This window comes from Mycobacterium sp. NGS24 (genome assembly GCF_059813065.1).
This window is the reverse complement of sequence record NZ_JCALDW010000006.1, coordinates 11696-36286: the sequence shown is the minus strand read 5'-3', so window position 1 is coordinate 36286 and position 24591 is coordinate 11696. Positions and strand designations below refer to the sequence as shown.

At 69.7% G+C, this 24591-nt stretch carries 9 protein-coding genes; 7 read left to right on the top strand and 2 right to left on the bottom strand.

The window, feature by feature from the left end; genetic code table 11:
- The first annotated feature begins 134 nt into the window (after nt 1–134).
- Genes AC5Y6Y_RS10470 through AC5Y6Y_RS10460 form a run of 3 tightly spaced genes read left to right on the top strand, consistent with a single transcriptional unit; the run spans nt 135 to nt 8996 of the window.
- Nucleotides 135–7982: a PE family protein gene (locus AC5Y6Y_RS10470; RefSeq protein WP_499929945.1), complete on the top strand. Its 7848-nt coding sequence runs from the start codon at nt 135–137 to the stop codon at nt 7980–7982.
- Nucleotides 7983–7999: 17 nt separating this feature from the next.
- A complete protein-coding gene (locus AC5Y6Y_RS10465; protein ID WP_499929943.1) occupies nt 8000–8536 on the top strand; it encodes an FAS1-like dehydratase domain-containing protein in 537 nt (178 codons plus the stop codon).
- On the top strand, nt 8529–8996 hold the full coding sequence (locus AC5Y6Y_RS10460) for a MaoC/PaaZ C-terminal domain-containing protein (protein WP_499925752.1): 468 nt from the start codon (nt 8529–8531) through the stop codon (nt 8994–8996). Before AC5Y6Y_RS10465 ends, AC5Y6Y_RS10460 begins: the two co-directional genes overlap by 8 nt.
- On the opposite strand, the gene AC5Y6Y_RS10455 is transcribed toward AC5Y6Y_RS10460, so the two are convergent.
- A complete protein-coding gene (locus AC5Y6Y_RS10455) occupies nt 8985–10451 on the bottom strand; it encodes an aldehyde dehydrogenase (RefSeq protein ID WP_499929941.1) in 1467 nt (488 codons plus the stop codon). The two genes, AC5Y6Y_RS10460 and AC5Y6Y_RS10455, sit on opposite strands and share 12 nt — an antisense overlap.
- Nucleotides 10452–10534: 83 nt before the next feature.
- Between AC5Y6Y_RS10455 and AC5Y6Y_RS10450 the strand changes: the two genes are divergently transcribed.
- Entirely contained in the window at nt 10535–11845 is a 1311-nt protein-coding gene (locus AC5Y6Y_RS10450; protein ID WP_499929939.1) for a lipocalin-like domain-containing protein, read from the top strand.
- 12 nt (nt 11846–11857) lie between these two features.
- Here the strand turns inward: AC5Y6Y_RS10450 and AC5Y6Y_RS10445 are convergent, their stop codons facing one another.
- Complete coding sequence (locus tag AC5Y6Y_RS10445; protein ID WP_499929937.1) at nt 11858–13000, bottom strand: aromatic ring-hydroxylating oxygenase subunit alpha; 1143 nt, start codon at nt 12998–13000, stop codon at nt 11858–11860.
- 76 nt (nt 13001–13076) lie between these two features.
- On the opposite strand from AC5Y6Y_RS10445, the gene AC5Y6Y_RS10440 reads away from it, so the two are divergent.
- The 3 genes from AC5Y6Y_RS10440 (at nt 13077) to AC5Y6Y_RS10430 (ending at nt 24590) form a co-directional block, all read left to right on the top strand.
- Nucleotides 13077–13940, top strand: a complete 864-nt coding sequence (locus AC5Y6Y_RS10440; protein WP_499925760.1) for a MerR family transcriptional regulator — start codon at nt 13077–13079, stop codon at nt 13938–13940.
- Between the two features lie 180 nt (nt 13941–14120).
- Nucleotides 14121–14840 carry a DUF1906 domain-containing protein gene (locus AC5Y6Y_RS10435; protein ID WP_463826468.1) on the top strand — a complete coding sequence of 240 codons (720 nt, stop codon included), beginning with the start codon at nt 14121–14123 and terminating at the stop codon, nt 14838–14840.
- 528 nt (nt 14841–15368) lie between these two features.
- Nucleotides 15369–24590 carry a fatty acid synthase subunit beta domain-containing protein gene (locus tag AC5Y6Y_RS10430; RefSeq protein ID WP_499929935.1) on the top strand — a complete coding sequence of 3074 codons (9222 nt, stop codon included), beginning with the start codon at nt 15369–15371 and terminating at the stop codon, nt 24588–24590.
- Nucleotide 24591: the final 1 nt, after the last annotated feature.

The following is a 24591-nucleotide window of genomic DNA, read 5'->3' as shown; positions in this document are numbered from 1 at the left end:
TTATTTGGCTTGTGCTGAATTTGGTTGCGTCTTCTGGCGTGATTGTGGCGCGCAGCGGAATTTGGTCGCGTACGTTTGGAGCCTGCCGTCGGGCGCTTACCGTTCAGTCAATTTCCCCCTAGAGATCGGGCCTCGTGGAGTCTTCGTATGTGTTTGTTACGCCTGAGGTTTTGGTTGCAGCGGCTGCTGATTTGGGTGGGATTGGGTCGGCGGTGAGTGCTGCCGGTGCAGCGGCGGGGTTGTCGACGACTGGGGTGGTGGCGGCGGCCGGTGATGAGGTGTCGGCGGCGATTGCGGCGTTGTTTGGCACCTATGGCCGGGAGTATCAGGCAATCAGTGTGGCGGCGGCGGATTTTCACGCCCGTTTTGTGCAGGGGTTGGTAGGTGCCGGTGGTGTCTTTGAAGCTGCGGAGGCGGCCAGCGCGGCGTCGTTGCAATCGCTAGAGCAGGCGTTTTTGGGGGTGGTCAATGCGCCGACGAATGCGTTGTTGGGGCGGCCGTTGGTGGGGCCGGGTGCCGATGGTGCGGCGGGGTCGGGTGCCGCCGGTGGCGCCGGTGGATTGTTGATCGGGCGAGGCGGTAACGGCGGGTCAGGTGCGGCGGGTCAAGCCGGTGGGGCTGGTGGGGCAGCTGGTTTGCTGGGCCCGGGCGGCGCGGGGGGTACCGGTGGTCTGGGTGCTGCTGGTGGTGTGGGTGGTAGTGGTGGCTTGTTGTGGGGCGCCGGCGGTGCTGGTGGTGCCGGCGGTGTGGGTGGCGGCACTGGCGGCGCCGGTGGTCGTGCGTGGTTATTGGGCCATGGTGGTGCCGGTGGTGTAGGTGGGTCCGGGGTGGCGGGTGCGATGGGGTCTGCGGGTGCGGCGGGGACGCAGTTAGTGGCGGGCGGCACCGGTGGGTTGGGTACCGATGGTGGTGCTGCGGGGTCCGGTGGTGCGGGTGGTCGTGGTGGGTTGCTGTTCGGGGATGGTGGGACCGGTGGCGCTGGTGGTGTGGGCGGAGCAGGGGGCGCCGGCGGCACTGGTGGCGCGGGTTGGGCGGCGACTGCGCCGGGTGGGACCGGCGGCGTTGGCGGCGATAGCGGCACAGGCGGGCATGGCGGTGCCGGTGGTACCGGCGGGGTGGGCGGGCAGGGTCATGGGTTGTTTGGTCGCGCGGGTGTCAACGGTGCCGGGGGTGCTGGGGGTGCTGGCGGTGATTCGGGTGTTGCCGGTGATGGCGGGGCCGGGGGTGCCGGTGCTGAGTTGATCAAGGGTGGTGCGGGCGGGGTTGGCGGCAATAGCGGCGGTGTCGGCAGCGGCGGTGTCGGTGGCGCGGCGGGTGGTCCGGATGCTGGTGCGGGGGCTGCGGGTGCTGCGGGATCGGCGGTGGCCGGCGGCCACGGCGGTGCGGGTGGAGCTGGGTTCAACGCCACCGCGGCGGGCGGGTCCGGGACTGCCGGAGGTGACGGCGGCGCCGGGGGTAGCCGCGGCAATGGCGGCGCCGGCGGTGCGGGCGGCAACGGTGCGGCCGGTGACAACGGCGCCGCGGGCAAGGTTGACGGTGCCTCCGGCGGCAACGGTCAGGCGGGCGGTTCCGGTGCTGTTGGCGGGGCCGGGGGCACGGGCGGGTCACTCGCAGGTAATGGCGGTGCCGGCGGTGCCGGTGGGCATGGCGCCGATGGTGGTGACGGTGGAGTCGGAGTCAACGGCAGGGCTGCCACAGCGGCTGGTGAGGCGGGGCAGGCCGGCGGTTCGGGCGGCAACGGCGGTGTCGGCGGCAATGGCGGCAACGGCGGGGCCGGTGGTACAGCGGCGAATGGCGCCGTGGGTGTGACCGGTGCTGGGGGCAATGCCGGTGCGGGCGGTGATGGCGCGACTCCGGGTGATGGCGGTGCCGGCGGTGCCGGTGACGCGGCGACGCGTGACGGTGGAGCGGGCGGGGCCGGCGGGGACACCGGATTCGGCGCGGCCGGCGGTACGGGCGGGATCGGTTCCAGTGTGGGAACCAGTGGTGCGGCGGGCGCGACTCCGACGGGTTTGCTGGGCAACGGCGGGGCCGGCGGGGCCGGGTTCAACACGACTGTGGCGGGTGTCGATGGTGGCGACGGTGGGGCCGGGGGTGCGGGCGGTAATCGTGGTGATGGCGGCGCCGGGGGCCGCGGTGGCAACGGGGCTGTCGGCGGGAACGGCGCGGTGGGTGTCGCGGGCAACGAGTCCGGCGGGAATGGTCAGGCGGGTGGCTCTGGTGGTGCCGGCGGCGCCGGCGGTGACGGCGGGTCGCTGGCTGGTGTGGGTGGGGTCGGTGGCGCTGGTGGAAACGGGGCGCTCGGTGGTGACGGCGGGGCCGGACTCACCGGCGCCAGCGCGACAGAGGCCGGGGAGGCGGGAACGGCGGGCGGTAACGGCGGTGACGGCGGTGTCGGTGGCAATGGTGGGGCCGGCGGGCTGGGCGGGGAGGCCGCCGATGGCACCGCGGCCGCATCGGGTGCGGGTGGCAACGCCGGCAACGGCGGTAACGGCGCGACTCCCGGTGACGGCGGGGCGGGTGCGGCCGGAAGCAGCACGGTCCGTGATGGCGGGGCTGGTGGCGCGGGCGGGAACTCCGGTGTCGGCGGCCAGGGCGGCACGGGCGGCACCGGCGCCAGCACCGGCAGCGACGGTGTGGCGGGCAACGGACCGACCGCGCTGTTGGGCAACGGCGGCGCGGGCGGTAACGGATACAGCGCCACCAGTGTCGGCAGTGGTGACGGCGGCGCGGGCGGGGCAGGAGGCGCGGGCGGCAGTCACGGTAACGGTGGTGCCGGTGGTGCCGGCGGTGCCGGTGCAGTCGGCGGAAACGGCACGGCGGGTTTCGCCGGGAACGAGTCCGGTAGTGACGGTCAAGCTGGCGGTGCCGGCGGTGCTGGTGGTGCGGGTGGTGCGGGTGGGGCGCAGGCCGGTGCTGGTGGGGTCGGTGGCGCTGGTGGAAACGGGGCGCGTGGTGGTGATGGCGGGGCGGGGATTACCGGTGCCGACGCGACAGTGTCCGGGGCGGCAGGGACAGCGGGCGGTAACGGCGGTAATGGTGGTGTGGGCGGCAATGGCGGGGCCGGGGGGCTAGGTGGGAAGGCCGCTGATGGCACCTTCGCCGGATCGGGTGCGGGCGGCAACGCCGGTAACGGCGGTAACGGCGCGACCCCCGGTGACGGCGGTGCGGGGGCCTCTGGCGGCTCACTGACGGGCCGGGGCGGGGCTGGCGGGGCTGGTGGCAACACCGGATTCGGCGGTGCGGGCGGACTGGGCGGCAGTGGTGGGAGTGCGGGCTCTGATGGCGTGGTCGGGGCTACCCCGACCGGGGTGATGGGTAACGGCGGCGCCGGGGGGGCGGGTGCCCATGCCGCCGCGGCCGGTGCTAGCGGCGGTGATGGTGGCGCGGGCGGTGCGGGCGGTAACCGTGGCAGTGGCGGCGCCGGCGGCGCCGGTGGCGATGGTGCGACCGGCGCAGTCGGGGTGGACGGGGTCGACCGCGGTGACGCGGGCGGGGTCGGCGGGGTCGGTGGCACTGGTGGTGTCGGTGGGGCCGGCGGACTGGGTGGTGCGCTGAGTGGTAACGGTGGGGCCGGCGGTAAGGGTGGTGTCGGCGGAGTCGGCGGCACCGGGGGGGCCGGTGTTGATGGGGCGGACGCGGTCACGGCCGGTGGTAACGGGTTCGACGGTGGCGACGGCGGTGGTGGCGGTACCGGTGGAACCGGCGGTGCCGGTGGTGTCGGCGGCGGGCATCAGGCTCTCGGATACAGCGACGGTTCCCATGGTGTCGGCGGTACCGGTGGTGTGGGTGGCACTGCCGGCACTGGTGGCGACGGCGGGACCGGTGGTGCCGGCACTGACGCAGCGGTGCTCGGTGGTACCGGCGGAGCCGGCGGTAATGGTGGGGATGCGGGCGCGGTCGGTCAGGGCGGTGCTGGCGGTGACAGCGGCGATGGCAGTACTGGCGCCACGGGCGCGGCGGGTCAGCTGCCGGCCGGGACTTCCGGCAATGGTGGTGCCGGCGGTAAGGGCGGCAACGCGACCGTCCCGGCGCCGGGTGGTCCGCCCGGCACCGGTGGGCAAGGCGGTGCCGGCGGCAACGGCGGCAACCTGGGCACCGGCGGCACCGGCGGCACTGGTGGTAACGGTGCGACCGGCGCGACCGGTGGTGGGGGGGTCAACCCAGGCGATGGGGGCGCCGCCGGTGAGACCGGTGAGACCGGTGGGGCCGGTGGGGTCGGCGGGACCGGGGGACTGGGTGGTTCGGTCCGCGGTGACGGCGGTACCGGCGGACTCGGCGGTACCGGCGGCGGTGGCGGGACCGGTGGGGCCGGCTTCGACGGTGCGGACGCGACCACTGCGGGCGGGGCGGGGCAAAACGGTGGCACTGGCGGCACTGGCGGCACCGGCGGCGTTGGTGGGGCCGGTGGTAACGCCGGCGGGGTTGCTGAGGGTGGGTCGGGCAGTGTGGGCGTCAACGGCACCGGAGGACAAGGCGGTACCGGTGGTGCGGCGGGTGCAGGTGGTGATGGTGGCGCCGGTGGTGCCGGCGATAGTGCTGCTCTTAATGGCGGGCGTGGTGGTGATGGCGGTAATCCCGGCGCGGTCGGTGCCGGCGGCAACGGTGGCGCGGCCGGTACCGGTGGCACCGGTGGCGGCGGCGGCATTACCGGCGCCCAAGGTGCCGCGGCCACCGGCGGCGGTAACGGTGGCAACGGCGGCCAGGGCGCTGACGGTGTCCGCGGCGTCCAGGGCGGACAAGGCGGCAATGGCGGTGCCGGCGGTAACGGCGGGTCGGTCGGCAACGGCGGCCAAGGTGGTACCGGAGGCAACGGTGCAGCTGGTACTGCCGGCTCCTCCGGCGGCAGTGCGACCGGCAACCCGGGTGGTGGCGGCAACGCCGGCGACGGCGGGGCCGGCGGTCTGGGCGGTGTGATCTCGGGTAACGGCGGCAATGGCGGGGCCGGCGGTAACGGTGGCAACGGCGGTAACGGCGGTAATGGTGGCTCCGGCGATTCGGGCAGCATCTTCAGTTCCGGTCACCCGGGTGGTGCCGGTGGGGCCGGCGCCGACGCAGGCGATGCCGGCGCTGGGGGCGCTGGCGGCACGGCCCTCGGGTCGGGTAACGGCGGGGCCGGCGGGGCCGGCGGTACCGCCGGTCAGGGCGGGCTCGGCGGCAACGGCGGGAACGGCGGCAACGATGGCGCCTTCGCCGAAGGGGCCTCAGGCGGATCCGGTGGTATCGGCGGCAGCGGCGGTAATGCTGGGGCCGGCGGGGCAGGCGGTGCCGGTGGCACGGCCAACGGATCAGGTGTCGGCGGGGTCGGCGGAGCCGGCGGTGCTGGGGCGGCCGGCGGTGACGGTGGCTTCGGTGGCACCGGCGGGAGCGACGAAAGCGGCACCGGCGACGGCGGCAACGGTGGCGCGGGCGGCGATTCCGGGATCGGAGGCAGCGGCGGTGCGGGAGGCCGCGGCGGCGACTCCGCTGCCGGTGCCGCCGGAGACGGTGCCGACGGCGGCCACGCCGGTGCCGGCGGATTCAGCGGTCAAGGCGGTAGTGGTGGCACGGGTGGTGTGGTGTCGGGTAGCGACGGCGCCAAAGGGGCCGCGGGTACGTCCGCTGCCGGAGGTACCGGAGGGGCGGGCGGCGATGGCGGCAACGGCGCCGCGTCGGCCGGCCCGTCCGGTCACGGCGGTAACGGTGGTTACGGCGGCGGCGGTGTTGGGCTCAGTGGCGGTGACGGTGGGGCCGGCGGTAACGGCGGGGCGGTTGGCAACGGCGGTAACGGCGGTAATGGTGGCGCATCCGGCAACCCCGGAGGCGTCGGAGGCGATGGCGGCAATGGCGGCTCGGGCGGTGTGGTCTCCGGCGACGGCGGTGACGGTGGCGCCGGCGGTAGTGGCGTTGCCGGTGGTGGACACGGCGGGCTCGGAGGTGACGGCAGGTCCGTCGGCAACGGCGGTGCGGGCGGTGCTGGCGGCTCCTCATCTGGTGGCGCCGGGGGTGACGGCGGCGACGGCGGCTCGGGCGGTTCAAATTCCGGTAATGGCGGTGATGGTGGCGTCGGTGGTCGCAGCACTGGCATCGGTAACGGTGGCAATGGTGGCGCTGGTGGAAACGGAGGACTGGTCGGCAACGGTGGCAACGGCGGTGACGGCGGCCGTGGAGGTACCGGTGCCGCCGGCGCACACGGTGCCAATGAGACGGGCGCTGCCGGCGGTGCCGGCACGACAGGCGGCAGCGGTGGTAACGGCGGTGACGGCGGCTCGGGCGGAGCTATCTCTGGCACCAGCGGCAATGGCGGCAACGGTGGTGCCGGCGGCGACGGCGGTACCGGCGGCGGCGGCGGTACCGGCGTAAACAACATCACTGATACCGGCGGGACCGGCGGCGGCGGCGGGACGGGCGGCAACGGCGGAGTCGGCGGAGTCGGGGGCGCCGGCGGCGCGGCCCAGGGGTCACGCAACGGCGGTGCCGGCGGTCTCGGCGGGTCGGCTGGTGCAGGCGGGGTCGGTGGCACCGGCGGCGACGGCGGGACCTCTGTCTTCGGCGGTGGTGGCACAGCGGGTGGCGGTGGCACCGGCGGTGGCGGCGGTACCGGCGGCCGCGGCGGAGTCGGCGGCGCGGCCCTCGGGTCGGGCACCGGCGGCGCTGGCGGCAACGGCGGCACCGCAGGCGGAGCCGGTGTGGGCGGCCAGGGCGGTGCCGGTGGGTATTCCTCCCTTTCAGCCAACGGTGCTGGCGGGGTCGGCGGTGCTGGCGGTATCGGAGGTCTCGGCGGTCAGGGCGGTGGCGGCGGCGACTCGGCCGCAGGCCTCGCCGGTGACGGCGGCACCGGCGCCCAAGGCGGCGTAGGTGCCATTGGCGGCACCGGCGGCGTGGGCAGCTACGACGGCTCTCGGGCCGCCTCAGGTATCGAGGGTGCCGGGGGTGGCGGTGGTGCCGGCGGAAACGGCGGCGATGGTGCCGCAGCCGCCGGCCCGTCCGGTAACGGCGGAAACGGTGGAGCTGGCGCCTACGGTGCCGGTGGTGGCGCCGGCGGTGCCGGTGGCAACGGCGGGCAGGTCGGCAACGGCGGTGATGGTGGTGCCGGCGGCAACGGCGCGGCCGGCAGGTCCGGCGGACCTGGCACCGTCGGGGATAACGGAGAGCCCGGTGGCCCCGGTGGAGGCGGCTCGGTTGGCTTTGCCGGCGGCAACGGCGGGGCTGGCGGTGCCGGCGGGTCCATCTCGGGTGATGGGGGCACCGGTGGGGTTGGCGGCACCGGAGGCGACGGCGGTGCCGGCGGGAACGGTGGCACGAGCTTCGGTCTCACCATCGGCGCCGGCCCACATACCGGAGTCGGTGGCGATGGTGGTGTCGGCGGGAACGGTGGTGCTGGTGGTGTTGGCGGCACCGGCGGCCAGGCACTGGGATCAGGCGACGGAGGGGACGGCGGTCGTGGCGGTAACGCCGGCGACGCCGGCAAAGGTGGCAACGGTGGCCATGGCGGCAGCTCTCCTGCGCAGGACGCCGAAGACGGCGCGCGCGGCGGCAACGGGGGAGTCGGAGGCACCGGCGGCACCGGCGGTCGCGGTGGGCACGGCGGCGCTGCCAATGGGACAGGCACTGGCGGTGCCGGCGCGTCGGGCGGCAATGCCGGCATTGGTGGCTACGGCGGCCTTGGCGGCGATGGTGGCAACGGTATTCAAGGAGATTCCCGTAGCCATGGCGCTGACGGCGGCACGGGCGGCAACGGCGGCACCGGCGGAGGTGGGGGCGGTGGCGGTGATGGCGGCTCCAGCCTCTCAGGCTACGGCGGTGCTGGCGGTAACGGCGCGAATGGCGCCGACGCAGCGTGGTACGGCGAGGGCGGCCTGGCCGGCACCGGCGCAGGCGGTAACGGGAACAACGGGGCGGACGGTCAGAAAGGCGCCGGTGGCGCCGGTGGCGCCGGTTCGGTCGGTGGCTCTGGCTTCCCACCCGGCCCCCCCGGAGCTCCCGGCAACGACGGCACGTGACGATATTCTGACTTTCGATGGCTGCCGACATCAGTTATAGGTACGCGTTCGGGACCTACGAAGACGCGCTGAAGATGGTGGGCTTTCGCGCCGAGGCCAGGGTGGCGGGAACTGTGGTGAGCGGGGCCCGGATCCAGCACTTCGCCGCGCTGGTGCGCGACGGCAACCCGGCCTACTGGGACCAGGACTTCGCGACCCAGACCTGGGGTGGGTTGGTCGGTCCACCCGCATTGCTGATGGGTTGGCTGATTCCGCCGCCGTGGTCCGCCGACGGTGTTCGGCCGGCGGCTGCACTGGTGATGCGGGTTCCCCTGCCGGGCAGAACCTTTGTCAACGCGTCCAATGAGGCCGAGTTCTTGATTCCGGTGGTGGAGGGTGATCGGCTCTCGATCGTGGAGGAGGTGGTATCGGTGTCGCCGGAGAAAACCACCAAACTCGGTGTCGGGCATTTCGTTCAGACGCTCGACACCTTCTACCGCGACGACGGAACCGAGGTCGCGTTGAACCGTAATACCTTATTCCGCTTCAATACGCGGGAGACGACGGATGGCTGATGAACCCCAAGAGCGCCGGTTCGACTGGCATGGGTTGACTGTCCCCGTCGAACTGCCTGATGTCGTCGACGAGATCAGCTACGAGCGAGTGGTGATGAACGCCGGCGCGACCTGGGATTATTTTCCCGGGCACTTCGATCCTGAATATGCGAAGCGCCAAGGTAATCCGACGATCTTCGTCAACACGATGCATCTCGCCGGCTTTGTCGACCGGGTGGGCACGGACTGGGCCGGCCACTATAGCCGAGTCCTACGGCGCAAGATATCGTTGCTGGGTTCGATCTATGCCGGCGACACGATGATCGGTCGGGGAAAAGCAATCGCCAAGCGGTGCAACACCTTCGGGGCAGATCCGCAATTTCTCATCGACCTGCAGGTTTGCGTCTACAACCAGCGCGGCGAGCTGTGCTGTCCCGCGGAGATCACTCTCGAGGTGCTGCTGGCAAGCTCAGCTGGGTAGCGGCGGCAGCTTTCCGTTGCAGGCCACCGACTGCAGCTCCACGTATTCGTGCAACCCCTCCGGACCGAATTCGCGCCCCAGCCCGGAGTGTTTGAAGCCGCCGAACGGATTACTGATGTCGAGCATGTACATGTTGATGCCGTAGGTGCCGGTGCGCACCTGCGCGGCGATCTCCAAGCCATGCGCGACGTCGGCAGTCCACACCGAACCGGCCAGGCCGTAGTCGCTGTCGTTGGCGATCCGGATCGCGTCGTCCTCGTCGTCGTAGGTGAGCACGGTCAGCACCGGGCCGAAGATCTCCTCGCGGGCGATCCGCATGTCGTTGGTCGCGTCGGTAAACAGGGTGGGGCGCACGTACCAGCCGCGCGGCGCGGGGCTGTCGTCCCCGCCGATCACGACGCGGGCGCCTTCCTGTTGCCCGGACCGGATGTAGTCCTGTACCCGGGCCTGTTGTCGTTGGGCGACAAGGGGTCCGATGTCGGTTTTCTCATCGTCAGGGTCACCCACCCGCAGCGAGGACATCATGTCGGCCAGCGCGTCCACCAGCTCGTCGTGGCGCCGTTGGCTGACCAGGATGCGCGTCTGCGCAACGCAGGCCTGCCCGTTGTTCATCAAGCTGGCCGTCTTCAATCCGCTTACCGTCCTGCCGATGTCGGCGTCGTCGAGGACGATCGCCGCGGACTTGCCGCCGAGTTCCAGGCTCACCCGTTTCAACTGCTCACCGCACAACGCGGCGATGCGCCGGCCGGTGGCGCTGGAACCGGTGAACGCGATCTTGTCCACGCCCGGGTGACGCACCAGCGCCTCGCCGACCTCCGGCCCGCCGGTGAGCACCGAGACCACACCTTCGGGCAGGTCGAGTTGCTCGATCATCTCGGCCAACCACAAAGCGTCCAAAGGGGTTTCGGGTGCGGGCTTGATGATAACCGGGCAGCCCGCCAGCAATGCGGGAATCAGTTTCGGCATGATCAGGCATTGCGGGACGTTCCACGGCACGATCGCCCCGACCACCCCGACCGGGGCGCGACGCAGGTGCGCTTCGCCGAGCACACCGCGACGGCGCTCCACCCACGGGAACTCCCGCGCGGTCGCCAATGCCAGGTGGATCATCGAGGCGGCTCCGGCCGCCTGGCCCAGTCTGCTGAAGCTGCGCGGCGAACCCATCTGTGCGGTGATCAGGTCGGCCATCTCCTCGATGTGCCGACCGTAGACGCCGGCCAGCTCATCGATTTTGCGCATCCGTTCCTGCGGTTCCAGCCGCGGCCACGGGCCGTGATCGAAGGCTCGGCGCGCCGCAGCGACCGCGGCCTCGATGTCGTCGGGGCCTGCGGCCGGAACCTCGGCGATCGTCTCCTGGGAGTGCGGGGAGATGACGGAAATCCGTTCCGTTGCTGTGGGTTTGCGCCATCGACCGCCGATGAACAATTCGTCGTAAGAGCGGGGATTCGCCGTCATCGGGGCACCACCTCAGGGCAGGCGACGGTTAAATTCACTATTGATGCTAACATAGCAAAAATTCAGCAGAGGCAAGGCAACCTGTGACGAACGACTGGCGCAGCTACCCGTTCCAGCTGGTACCCGGTGACAGCCAACTGGAATTTCCCGCCGCCGAAGGCGAGCACCCCGGTCAGGAGTCCGACACCTGGTTCATCGCCGGTGAACTCGCCGCAGCCGACACCGGTAGGTCATTCGCGTTCCTGACCATCTTCAACAAGAACCGGCCCGGCGGCTCGATCGTCGCCGACTTCTACACGCTGGCGTTGTTCGATCTCGACACCGGTGCGTACGGCACCTTCACCGATTACGACATGCCGCCGGCCAGCATGGAACCAGGGGTCAAGCCCAAGATGACCACCGCTGTCGGCCATCTCGACCTCGCATACGACACCGGTGCCGGCACCGCCCGCTGGACCACGACGCGCGACGACGACGGAGAGTTGCTGCCCTACACCTACGACATCAGCCTGGTGGGCACCGACCAGCACGGGCAGCCCATGCACCTGGACCTGGCGGTCACGCCGACACGCGCACCGACCCCGTTGGGCGCAGCGGCTTACCACGGCAAGATCGCCTGCTTCGGTCAGGACGACACCTACTCCTACTTTCAGACCGGGATGGTGATGACCGGAACGCTGCGCTGGGGTGACAGCACCGATCGCGTCACCGGCACCAGCGGGCACGTCGACCGGCAATGGTTCCCGAAGTACGCGGGTGGGGGAACTGGTGAGCCGCCGCGCACCCGATCGCACGAATGGCGGACCATCAACTTCGACAACGGCGTCGACATGAGCATCTGGCGCCAGTTCCTGCGCACCGAAGGCAATGCGCTGCAACCGTTTACCGGCATCACCACCAGCTACCCCGACGGCAGGGCCCCGGAGTGCGTCGAGGATTTCGACGTCACCATCACCAGCTACGTGCGCTGGCCGGACGAGATCAGAGCGCTGATCCGCCCGCCCGTCAAGGCCCGCTATCTGCCTGATCGGCATCGAATCGTCTGTGCTCCACTCCAATTGGATATCGTCGGCGAGCCGCTGGTGCCGGCCCCGGCGCACGGCTTGCCAATCGAGTACATGGAAGGGCCCTACCGCTACCGGGGAACGCTGGCCGGTGAGCCGGTGACGGCGTTCGCATTCAACGAGCGTTCGCTAGCGCTGTACCGGGATTGGGAGTTGCTGCAGGTGTTGGCCACCGAAGCCGCACCGGACCTGGTTGACCGGCTCACCCAGCTACTGGCGTCCGGTCGCCGCAGCGAGGCACTCGAGGTCGTCCGGGCGGCGATGGCCGACGCTCCGGAACACGCAGAGGTGCTCGAAGCTCTCGCCGAGGCATTGTCGCAGTCGGCGTAAATCCCGCAAGATTCAGCCGCGCGCGTCGACCGCCTGCTGCCAGGCAAGGTGTCGGTGCTGCAACCCCGGCTCGTTGCGCCCGAACAGAAGCTGTTCGCGCGCACCGGATTCCAGGTTGGCCTGCAGTTGCGCGACCAACCGGTAGTCCTCGTCGCGAACGGTGGCGTGGGCGTATTCGAAGACGGTCTGTGCCCCGGCGGCCACCGATTCCTCGGAGATGTCCAGCGGAGTCGAATTTTGATGGACGGTGATCGACCGCCCCGGCTGATCACCCGGGTAGACCCGGAACAACTCACCGTTGGCGATGGTCACTGAGATCACGATGTTGGGGAACAACGCGTAGATGACCACCAGGTTGTTCAGCGGCACCCACTGCTGCTCAGGCACATCCTCCAGATCCAGAATTGTGTTGAGCGGGAAGATCAACCGGTGGTGGGGTCCGAACGCGTCGAACACCGTGCAATTGCTGCGCGCCAGGGTCGCAAACGTCTTTTCGTGCACAGTGGCGAAGTGGTAGTTCTCCGCGAAGGTATCCACCGCCAGCTTCCAGTTGATGGGCGAATCGAGCACCTTCTCGCCCAGCGGAGTCCATCGTCCGATACCCCACGAATCCAGTTCGGCAGCCAATGGCCCCAGGTGGGCCGCGACATCCAGCTCCACTTCGGGATCCAGTGCTATCCAGAGGAATCCGGCGAATTCGGTGGCCGGCAGCTCGGTCAGCCCGTCGGACTTCAGCGTGGTGTCCGGGAATCCTTCCCGTCCCGGCAACGCAACCAACCGGCCGGTGTTGTCGTAGGTCCAGGCGTGGTAGGGGCAGGTGAACCGTTTGGCGACACCGCAACCCGATGCGACCGGCGCCTGCCGGTGCAGGCAGATGTTGTCGAATGCCTTGACCGAGCCGTCGGCGGTGCGGGTCAACAGGATGGACCGGCCCAGCACTGTCTTGGTGCAATAGGCCCCCGGCCGCGGCAGTTCGGAGACATAGCCGACCAATTGCGGGCTGGCCTGCACCATGACCCGATCGCGCTCGTGCCGCTCCCGTGCGGTGTACTCAGCCGCGTTGACCCGGTGCGGCGCAGGTGCGAGGTCGGTCGTTTTGTCCCGCGCCAATTTGAGCGCACGACGGGTGAGATCGATGAGCTGATCGTGATCCACCGGAAGCCTCCTGCAGTCCTGTCTCCAAGCTTTTCTGCTTCCAGTACAGACCTTATGACCGTTGTAAGGTCAAGACGTGGCTGACCAGTTGTTGATCGGCGAGGTCACCGCGTTGACGGGAATCGCCTCAGGTCGCATCCGCCACTACGAGAAAATCGGATTGTTGCGTGCCGAGCACCTCAGCAACGGGTATCGGGTCTTCGATGTCGAGCAGGTGCTCGACCTGCTGCGCATCGACCTGATGAGAAGCCTCGGCGTCAGCATCAACGACATCGCCCGGTTGCTGGATGACGGGCAGACGACGCTGTCCGACCTGCTCGACGAACACCGCACACTGCTGGTGCGCCAGCGCGACCGGTTGGACCAGCTGATCACTGCGATCGATGCCGCCACCGACGCCGGCGGCGGCGACGTCAACGAGCACATCCTGCGCCGACTGGCGACCACCCACCGCGACAGCATCGGCGTGATGGGCAGACTGTCCGAGCCGTTGGCCGCCCCGGTGGCCGCGATGTATGCCGAGCTCTTCGACGAGTGGCAGTTGCCGGTGCCCGCTTTGTTCGGGCAGATGGTGCTGCCGCCCGCTGCCAGCACGTTGCTGGCAGAACTGTCCGGATGCCCGGGGCGGCGGGTGCTGTTCGATCGACTCCGCCAACTCGCCGCTGACGTGATCGCGCTAGGCGACAACGTCTCGGCGGTAGCGGAACTCGCAGGCAGGTGGATTGATGCGCAGGTGGCCGAGCCGTTGCCCGACGACGTGGTTGGTGCTCTGCGCAGGGTGCAACCGCTGTTGGAGAACGACCCGGTGATCGTGCAGGGCTTCCGCGCGTGGGCGCGCTCGATCAACCCCGCGGCGCCGATGTTGATCGACGAGATCGCTCAGCAGACGGCCCGGCGCGGACTCGAAGGGATCAGCGTGATCGTGCTGCCCGACCGCTGACCGGACGCACCGGAAGTGTCGACCCTGAACTGGTGGCACCGAGACTGCAGTGAGGACGTCGGCGCGCACAGAATGCGGCGCTGAGTACAGGCTCGACAACCCAAGAACGATGCCAAGGTGATGCGTTGTGTCCAGTGTGGCCAACGTGATTTCTGGGAACAGTGAACTACTCTGTGCCGCATGTCGGTCTCTCGGCGTGACGTGCTCAAACTCGCCGCAGCGACACCCGGCCTGCTGGGGCTGGGTGCTGCGGCAGCGTCCCTGCGCGCGGCGCCCGCCGCGGCCTCGCTCGGCACGTTGCTGGACTACGCGGCCGGCGTCATCCCCGCCAGCGAGATCCGGGCCGCGGGTGCCGTCGGGGCGATCCGGTACGTGTCGGACCGCCGGCCCGGCGGTGCCTGGATGCTGGGCAAGCCCATTCAGCTGGCCGAGGCGCGCGACCTGCACGGGAGCGGACTCAAGATCGTGTCCTGTTACCAATTCGGCAAAGGCAGCACGTCGGACTGGCTGGGTGGGGCTGCCGCAGGCCTGCAGCACGCCAAGCGCGGCATGGAACTGCACGCCGCCGCCGGCGGCCCGTCCAGTGCCCCCATCTACGCCTCCATCGACGACGATCCCTCGCACGACCAGTACAAGAACCAGATCGTCCCCTACCTGCGGTCCTGGGAGTCGGTTGTCGGGCACCAGCGCACGGGTGTCTACGCCAACTCGAAGACCATCGACTGGGCGGTCAACGACGGCTTGGGCACCTACTTCTGGCAGCACAACTGGGGATCGCCGAAGGGGTACGAACACCCCGCCGCGCACCTGCATCAGGTCGAGATCGACAAGCGCTCGGTCGGCGGCGTCGGCGTCGACGTCAACGAGATCCTCAAGCCCCAATTCGGGCAGTGGGCCTGACCCCCGGTCGGTTCCCAGGCTCTGCCGCGGGCCCGCCTCGCACTTTCCAGCAAACACTTGTTCGCGCAGCTTCGGCGGTCGGCTACACGGATGAATCCGCGACAGCCCGCTGGGCGGCTCATTACGCGACGCTTGAGGGCGAAATTTTTCATATAACGATTTGATAACAATACTGCTTTGAACAGCGGAGTTATAGCTACTCGACCGTAACCACCTGCATGCAGGACGTTTGTCGGCGCCGCTCGCTCCGGCGGCCAAACGCGGTGTTACCCACGACACGGTTACCCGTGCGTAGAACTCGCCAGTAACCAATCGCTCCAAGAATTCGTGGAGATCCTCATGACACTCTTATTGGGACCGATGCCGATCGTTCGAGGTTCTGAGGCCGCCGCAGCAGCCCCGGACCGCACCGGTCACACCGACGATCGGCTGGCGATTCGGTGCGGAATCGCCCGGAAGTCGATGCGGCCCCGGGAAACCGGGCGATCGAACCGAGATGCGACACAGAGGTTTTGAGGGAGATACAAGGTGACGATCCACGAGAGGCACGACTGGGTGTCCGCCGACCGTGACGGCAGCGGTCCGCACAACGCACATGCTCTGGTCGATCGCCTGACCACCGGCGAGCCGTACGCCGTTGCGTTCGGCGGCCAAGGCAGTGCGTGGCTGGAGACGCTGGAAGAACTGGTGTCCGGGGCGGGCATCGAATCCGAATTGGCGACGTTGGTCGGCGAGGTCGAGCTGCTACTCGAGCCGGTGGCAAAAGAGCTGGTCGTGGTGCGTCCGATCGGTTTCGAGCCGCTGCGGTGGGTGCGCGCGCTGGCCGCCGAAGATGCCATCCCCTCCGAGAAGCACCTGACGTCGGCGGCGGTCTCGGTGCCCGGGGTGCTGCTGACCCAGGTGGCGGCCATCCGCGCGCTCGCCCGGCAAGGCATGGACCTGGTCGAAACCCCGCCGGTCGCCGTTGCCGGACATTCCCAAGGTGTGCTCGCCGTCGAGGCGCTCAAGGCCGGCGGCGCGCGCGATGTCGAGCTGTTCGCCATCGCTCAACTGGTGGGTGCCGCCGGCACGCTGGTCGCCCGGCGGCGGGGGATCTCGGTGCTCGGCGACCGCCCGCCCATGGTGTCGGTCACCAACGCCGACCCGGAGCGGATCGGACGCCTGCTCGACGACTTCGCCCAGGACGTGCGTACCGTGCTGCCGCCGGTGTTGTCCATCCGCAACGGCCGCCGCTCGGTCGTCATCACCGGTACCCCGGAACAGTTGTCCCGCTTTGAGCTGTACTGCCACCAGATCTCGGAGAAGGAAGAAGCCGAGCGCAAGAACAAGCTGCGCGGCGGCGACGTCTTCGCGCCGGTGTTCGACGCCGTCAAGGTCGAGGTCGGCTTCCACACCCCGCGGCTGGCCGACGGCATCGAGATTGTCGGGCGCTGGGCCGAGAAGGTGGGGCTGGATGTCGCGCTGGCCCGGCAACTGGCCGAAGCGATCCTGGTCCGCAAGGTCGACTGGGTCGAGGAGATCACCAAGGTCCACGACGCCGGTGCGCGCTGGATCCTCGACCTGGGTCCCGGGGACATCCTGACCCGGTTGACCGCGCCGGTCATCCGCGGTCTGGGCATCGGCATCGTGCCCGCGGCAACGCGCGGTGGTCAGCGCAACCTGTTCACCGTCGGGGCCACCCCCGAGGTGGCCCGGGCCTGGTCGAGCTACGCGCCGACGGTGGTCCGACTGCCCGACGGCAGGGTGAAGCTGTCGACGAAGTTCACCCGGCTAACCGGCCGGTCGCCGATCCTGCTGGCCGGCATGACCCCGACCACCGTCGACGCGAAGATCGTCGCCGCCGCGGCCAACGCCGGGCACTGGGCCGAGCTGGCCGGGGGCGGACAGGTCACCGAGGAGATCTTCGCCGACCGCGTCGAGCAGCTGTCCGGGCTGCTCGAGCCCGGCCGCACCTACCAGTTCAACGCGCTGTTCCTGGACCCCTATTTGTGGAAGCTGCAGCTGGGCGGCAAGCGGCTGGTCCAGAAGGCTCGCCAGTCTGGCGCGGCGATCGACGGCGTGGTGGTCAGCGCCGGCATCCCGGAACTCGAGGACGCCGTCGACCTGATCGCAGAACTCAACGACATCGGCATCAGCCACGTGGTGTTCAAGCCCGGCACTATCGAGCAGATCCGTTCGGTCATCCGCATCGCCACCGAGGTGCCCACCAAGCCGGTGATCATGCACGTCGAGGGCGGCCGCGCCGGTGGTCACCACTCCTGGGAGGACCTCGACGACCTGCTGCTGGCCACCTACTCGGAGTTGCGCTCGCGCTCCAACATCACCGTCTGCGTCGGCGGTGGCATCGGCACCCCGGAACGGGCTGCGGAGTACCTGTCCGGGCGTTGGGCGGAGGCTTACGGTTTCCCGTCGATGCCGATCGACGGCATCCTGGTCGGCACCGCGGCGATGGCCACGCTGGAGGCCACCACCTCGCCCTCGGTCAAGCAGATGCTGGTCGAGACCCAGGGCACCGACCAGTGGATCAGCGCCGGAAAAGCCCAGTGCGGCATGGCTTCCAGCCGCAGCCAGCTGGGCGCGGACATCCACGAGATCGATAACAGCGCCTCCCGGTGCGGGCAGCTGCTCGACGAGGTGGCCGGTGACGCAGACGCGGTCGCCGAGCGGCGCGACGAGATCATCGCCGCGATGGCCGGCACCGCCAAGCCGTACTTCGGCGACGTCGGAGAGATGACCTACCTGCAGTGGCTGCGCCGCTATGTCGAACTGGCCATCGGAGAAGGCAATTCGACCGCCGACACCGCCGCACCCGGCAGTCCCTGGCTGGCCGACACGTGGCGGGACCGGTTCGAAGAGATGCTCAAGCGCACCGAATCCCGACTGCACCCGCAGGATGTCGGTCAGATCGAGACCCTCTACGCCGACCGCGAGTTGTTGGAAAGCCCGGACCGGGCTCTCGCGGCCCTGGTCGAGCGTTACCCGGACGCCGAGACAGTGCAGCTGCATCCCGCCGACGTGCCGTTCTTCGTCACGTTGTGCAAGAAGCCGGGTAAGCCGGTCAATTTCGTGCCGGTCATCGACAAGGACGTGCGCCGCTGGTGGCGCAGCGACTCGCTGTGGCAGGCGCACGACGCCCGCTACGACGCCGACCAGGTGTGCATCATCCCCGGGCCGGCGGCGGTGTCCGGCATCACCCGGATGGACGAGCCGGTCGGTGAATTGCTCGACCGCTTCGAGCAGGCCGCCATCGACGAGGTACTCGCCACCGGGGCCCAGCCGACGGATGTGACGGCGCGCCGCCTCGGTCGCGCCGATCTGCGCGGACCGCTGGCCCTCGTGCTCGACGCACCCGACGTGCGGTGGGCCGGGCGCACCACCACCAACCCGGTGCACCGGATCGCACCGCCGGCCGACTGGCAGGTGCGCGAAAACCGCACCGCCACACACACATCCACCGGGTCGCGGCTGGCGGTCGGCTCCGACGACAACGGCGTCGTGCTCAGTGTGCCGGTGTCGGGAACCTGGATCGATATTCCATTCGAGTTGCCCGCCAACACAATCGACGGTGGCATACCCGTGGTGTCCACCGAGAACGCCAGTGCGGCCATGCGTTGTGTGCTGGCCATCGCTGCCGGTGTCGACGGCCCCGAATCGCTGCCCGCAGTGGAAAACGGCGCCGCCACCGTCACCGTCGACTGGGATCCCGAACGGGTCGCTGACCACACCGGCGTCACCGCCACCTTCGGCGAGCCGCTGGCACCCAGCCTGACCACCGTGCCCGACGCGCTCGTCGGTCACTGCTGGCCCGCCGTCTTCGCCGCGATCGGCGCGGCCACCACCGACGATGGCGTGCCCGTGGTCGAAGGCCTGCTCAGCCTGGTGCACCTCGACCACGCGGCCCGGCTGGCTCAGCAGTTGCCGACGGTACCGACCGAATTGACCGTCGTCGCAACGGCTTCGGCGGCCACCGACACCGATATGGGCCGCGTAGTGCCCGTCTCGGTCCGGGTCTCCGACAATGACGGCGCGCTCATCGCCACCCTCGAGGAGCGGTTCGCGATCCTGGGACGCACCGGGTCCGCCGAACTCGCCGACCCGGCCCGCGCCGGTGGCGCGGTCTCGGAGAACGCCACCGACACCCCGCGCCGGCGCCGTCGCGACGTCACCATCGGCGCGCCCGTCGACATGCGCCCGTTCGCCGTGGTGTCCGGCGACCACAACCCCATCCACACCGACAAGGCCGCCGCGCTCCTGGCGGGGCTGGGCTCGCCGATCGTGCATGGCATGTGGCTGTCTGCGGCGGCGCAGCACGCGGTGACCGCCACCGACGGCCAGGCGCGCCCGCCGGCGCGACTGATCGGCTGGACCGCGCGGTTCCTGGGCATGGTGCTGCCCGGTGACGAAGTGGACTTCCGGGTGGAGCGGGTCGGAATCGACCAGGGCGCAGAGGTTCTCGAGGTCACCGCGAAAGTCGGCGCGGAGCTGGTCATGTCTGCCAGCGCCCGGCTGGCCTCGCCCAGGACGGTCTACGCCTTCCCCGGCCAGGGCATCCAGCACAAGGGCATGGGCATGGACGTGCGGGCCCGCTCCAAAGCGGCCCGCAAGGTGTGGGACGAGGCGGACAAGTTCACCCGCGACACGTTGGGCTTCTCGGTGCTGCACGTGGTGCGCGACAACCCGACCAGCATCATCGCCAGCGGAGTGCACTACCACCACCCGGACGGGGTGCTGTTCCTGACGCAGTTCACCCAGGTGGCGATGGCGACGGTGGCGGCCGCGCAGGTTGCCGAGATGCGCGAGCAGGGCGCGTTCGTCGACGAGGCCATCACCTGCGGCCACTCGGTCGGCGAATACACCGCGCTGGCCTGCGTCAGCGGTGTCTTCGAACTGGAAGCGTTGCTGGAAGCCGTGTTCCATCGCGGGTCGAAGATGCACGACATCGTGCCGCGTGACGAGCTGGGCCGCTCCAACTACCGCCTGGCCGCGATCCGGCCCTCGCAGATCGACCTGCCGGACGACGAGGTCACCGCGTTCGTCGCCCAGATCGCCGAGCGCACCGGTGAGTTTTTGGAGATCGTCAACTTCAACCTGCGTGGTTCGCAGTACGCCATCGCCGGTACCGTGCGGGGCCTCAAAGAGCTGGAGGCCGAGGTAGAGCGGCGCCGCGAAATCACCGGCGGCAAGCGCTCTTTCATCCTGGTGCCAGGCATCGACGTGCCGTTCCACTCGCGGGTGCTGCGCGTCGGGGTGGACGAATTCCGGCGGTCGCTGGAACGGCTGATGCCGCGCGACAAGGATCCCAAGGTGATCCTGGGCCGCTACATCCCCAACCTGGTGCCGCGGCCGTTCACGCTGGATCGCGACTTCATCCAGGAGATCCGCGACCTGGTTCCCGCCGAACCGCTCGACGAAATCCTCGCCGACTATGACACCTGGCGCAACGAGCGGCCCCGCGACCTGGCCCGTAAGGTCCTGATCGAGCTGCTGGCCTGGCAGTTCGCCAGCCCGGTGCGCTGGATCGAGACCCAGGACCTGTTGTTCATCGAGGAAGCCGCCGGCGGCCTGGGCGTGGAGCGCTTCGTCGAGATCGGCGTGAAGACAGCGCCGACCGTCGCGGGTCTGGCCACCAACACCCTCAAGTTGCCCGAATACGCGCACAGCACAGTGGAAGTGCTCAATGCCGAGCGGGATGCCTCGGTGCTGTTCGCTACTGACACCGACCCGGAGCCGGAAGACGAACCGGTGGCCGATGAGCCCGGGACCGACGCGCCGGCGTCGGAAGCCGTTGCCGCCGCGCCGGTTCCCGCCACGGCACCGTCCGGAGGCCCGCGTCCCGAGGACATCGGTTTCGACGCCGCCGACGCCACCGTGGCGCTGATCGCGATCTCGGCCAAGATGCGCATCGACCAGATCGAGCCGCTGGACTCCATCGAGTCGATCACCGACGGCGCGTCGTCGCGGCGCAACCAGCTGCTGGTGGACCTGGGTTCTGAGCTGAACCTGGGTGCCATCGACGGCGCCGCCGAGGCCGACCTGGCCGGGCTGCGCGCCCAGGTCACCAAGCTGGCCCGCACCTACAAGCCTTATGGCCCAGTGCTTTCCGATGCGATCAACGACCAGTTGCGTACCGTGCTGGGCCCCTCGGGCAAGCGCCCCGGCGCCATCGCCGAACGGGTCACCAAGACCTGGGAGTTGGGCGAGGGTTGGGCCAAGCACGTGACCGTCGAGGTGGCGCTGGGTACCCGCGAGGGCACCAGTGTCCGTGGCGGCGCCATGGGCCATCTGCACGAGGGTGCGTTGGCCGACGCGGCGTCGGTCGACAAGGTCATCGACGCGGCAGTGGCTGCGGTCGCCGCCCGTCGGGGCGTGTCGGTGTCGCTGCCCTCGGCTGGCGGTGGCGGTGGCGCGACCGTCGACGCGGCCGCACTGAGCGAGTTCACCGACCAGATCACCGGTCGGGACGGGGTGCTGGCTTCAGCTGCCCGGTTGGTGCTGGGGCAGTTGGGTCTTGACGACCCGGTCGCCGTGTCGCCGACAACCACCGACGCCGAACTCATCGACCTGGTCACCACCGAATTGGGTGCGGACTGGCCACGTTTGGTGGCGCCGGCGTTCGACGGGAAGAAGGCCGTCGTCTTCGACGACCGCTGGGCCAGCGCCCGCGAGGACCTGGTCAAGCTGTGGCTGACCGACGAAGGTGACATCGACGCCGACTGGGTTCGGCTCTCGGAGCGTTTCGAAGGTGCCGGTCACGTGGTGGCGACCCAGGCCACCTGGTGGCAGGGCAAGTCGCTGGCCGCGGGCCGTCAGGTCCACGCCTCGCTGTACGGCAGGATCGCCGCCGGTGCCGAGAACCCGGACCCCGGTCCCTACAGCAGCGAAATCGCCGTGGTGACAGGTGCTTCCAAGGGATCGATCGCCGCGTCGGTGGCCGCGCGACTGCTTGACGGCGGCGCGACGGTGATCGCGACCACCTCGAAGCTCAACGACGAACGGCTGGCGTTCTACCGCACCCTCTACCGTGATCACGCACGCTACGGCGCGACGCTGTGGGTGGTGCCGGCCAATATGGCGTCCTACTCCGACATCGACGCGCTGGTCGAATGGGTCGGCACCGAGCAGATCGAAAGCCTTGGGCCGCAATCGATTCACCTCAAGGACGCGCAGACTCCCACGCTGCTGTTCCCGTTCGCAGCGCCGCGGGTGGTCGGTGACCTCTCCGAGGTCGGGGCCCGCGCCGAGATGGAGATGAAGGTGCTGCTGTGGGCGGCGCAACGACTCATCAGCGGGCTGTCGAAGATCGGTGCCGAGCGCGACATCGCCTCCCGGTTGCACGTGGTGCTGCCCGGTTCACCCAACCGCGGAATGTTCGGCGGTGACGGCGCTTACGGTGAAGCCAAGTCGGCGCTGGACGCCGTGGTGAGCCGCTGGCACGCCGAAACCTCGTGGGCCGAACGGGTCAGCCTGGCGCACGCGCTGATCGGCTGGACCCGGGGTACCGGGTTGATGGGTCACAACGACGCGATCGTCACCGCCGTCGAGCAGGCCGGTGTCACCACCTATTCGACCGACGAGATGGCGGCGATGTTGCTCGGCCTGTGCGACGTGGAATCCAAAGTCGCCGCGTCGAGTTCGCCGATCAACGCCGACTTCACCGGCGGGCTGGCCGACGTCGAGCTGGACATGGCGGAGCTGGCCGCCAAGGCGCGCGAGGAGATGACCTCGGAGTCCGCCCCTGCCGACGACGCGCCGGCCGAGGGGACCATTGCCGCGCTGCCGTCGCCGCCCCGCGGGTACCGCCCGGCACCGCCGCCGGACTGGGACGACCTCGCCGTCGACCCGGCCGACCTGGTGGTGATCGTCGGCGGCGCCGAACTCGGGCCGTACGGATCGTCGCGCACCCGCTTCGAGATGGAGGTCGAAAACGAGCTGTCGGCGGCCGGTGTGTTGGAGCTGGCCTGGACCACCGGGTTGATCCGCTGGGAAGAGGACCCCCAACCTGGTTGGTACGACACGCAATCCGGCGATCTGGTGGACGAATCCGAACTGGTCGAGCGCTACCACGACACCGTGGTGGAGCGCTGCGGTATCCGCGAGTTCGTCGACGACGGTGCGATCGACCCCGACCACGCGTCGCCGCTGCTGGTGTCGGTCTTCCTGGACAAGGACTTCACCTTCGTGGTGTCCTCCGAAGCCGAGGCCCGAGCGTTCGCCGAGTTCGATCCCGAGCACACGGTGATCCGGCCGGCGCCCGACTCCGGCGACTGGCAGGTCACCCGCAAAGCCGGCACGGAGGTCCGGGTACCCCGCAAGACCAAGTTGTCGCGAGTGGTCGGGGCGCAGATCCCGACCGGCTTCGACCCGACGGTGTGGGGCATCAGCCCGGACATGGCCAACTCGATCGACCGGGTGGCGCTGTGGAACATCGTCACCACCGTGGACGCGTTCCTGTCCGCCGGGTTCTCCCCGGCCGAGGTGATGCGCTACGTGCACCCGAGCCTGGTGGCCAGCACTCAGGGCACCGGCATGGGCGGCATGACGTCGATGCAGACCATGTATCACGGGAACCTGCTGGGCCGAAACAAGCCGAACGACATCCTGCAGGAAGTGCTGCCGAATGTTGTTGCCGCACACGTCATTCAGTCCTATGTCGGCAGCTACGGCTCGATGATCCACCCGGTCGCGGCTTGCGCGACGGCCGCAGTTTCGGTCGAGGAGGGCGTCGACAAGATCCGGCTGGGCAAGGCCGAGTTGGTGGTCGCCGGCGGCCTGGACGACCTCACGCTGGAAGCCATCATCGGCTTCGGTGACATGGCGGCCACCGCCGACACCTCGATGATGCGTGGTCGCGGTATCGACGACGCGAAGTTCTCCCGGCCCAACGACCGGCGTCGGCTGGGCTTCGTCGAGGCTCAGGGTGGCGGCACCATCCTGCTGGCCCGCGGCGACCTGGCGCTGCGGATGGGGCTGCCGGTGCTGGCGGTGGTCGCCTATGCGCAGTCCTTCGGCGACGGGGTGCACACGTCGATCCCGGCTCCCGGGCTGGGCGCCTTGGGCGCCGGCCGCGGCGGCAGAGACTCCGCCCTGGCACGGGCGCTGGCGAAACTGGGCGTCACTGCCGACGACATCGCGGTGATCTCCAAGCACGACACGTCGACGTTGGCCAACGATCCGAACGAGACCGAGTTGCATGAGCGGCTCGCCGACTCGCTGGGTCGCTCCGAAGGTGCGCCGCTGTTCGTGGTGTCGCAGAAGAGCCTGACCGGTCACGCCAAGGGCGGCGCGGCGGTGTTCCAGATGATGGGGATGTGCCAGATGCTGCGCGACGGCGTGATTCCGCCGAACCGCAGTTTGGACTGCGTCGACGACGAGTTGGCCGGTTCGGCGCACTTCGTCTGGTTGCGCGACGCACTGCGCTTGGGTGACAAGTTCCCGCTCAAGGCCGGGCTGCTCACCAGCCTCGGGTTCGGCCACGTGTCGGGTCTGGTCGCGCTGGTCCACCCGCAGGCGTTCATCGCGGCGCTGGAACCCGGGCAGCGGGCGGACTACCAGCGCCGCGCCGAGTCCCGGCTGTTGGCCGGCCAACGGCGGCTGGCATCAGCCATTGCCGGCGGCGAGCCGATGTATCAGCGGCCGCCGGACCGCCGTTTCGACCACGACGGACCGGAGAAGCCGCAGGAGGCGGCGATGCTGCTGAATACCGCATCCCGGTTGGGCGCGGACGGGGCGTACCAGGTCGTCGCGGATTGAT

Coding starts and splice junctions, on each gene's coding strand:
- AC5Y6Y_RS10460 (WP_499925752.1), top strand. CDS start 8,529: ATGGCTGATGAACCCCAAGAGCGCCGGTTCGACTGGCATGGGTTGACT.
- AC5Y6Y_RS10465 (WP_499929943.1), top strand. CDS start 8,000: ATGGCTGCCGACATCAGTTATAGGTACGCGTTCGGGACCTACGAAGAC.
- AC5Y6Y_RS10455 (WP_499929941.1), bottom strand. CDS start 10,451: ATGACGGCGAATCCCCGCTCTTACGACGAATTGTTCATCGGCGGTCGA.
- AC5Y6Y_RS10435 (WP_463826468.1), top strand. CDS start 14,121: ATGTCGGTCTCTCGGCGTGACGTGCTCAAACTCGCCGCAGCGACACCC.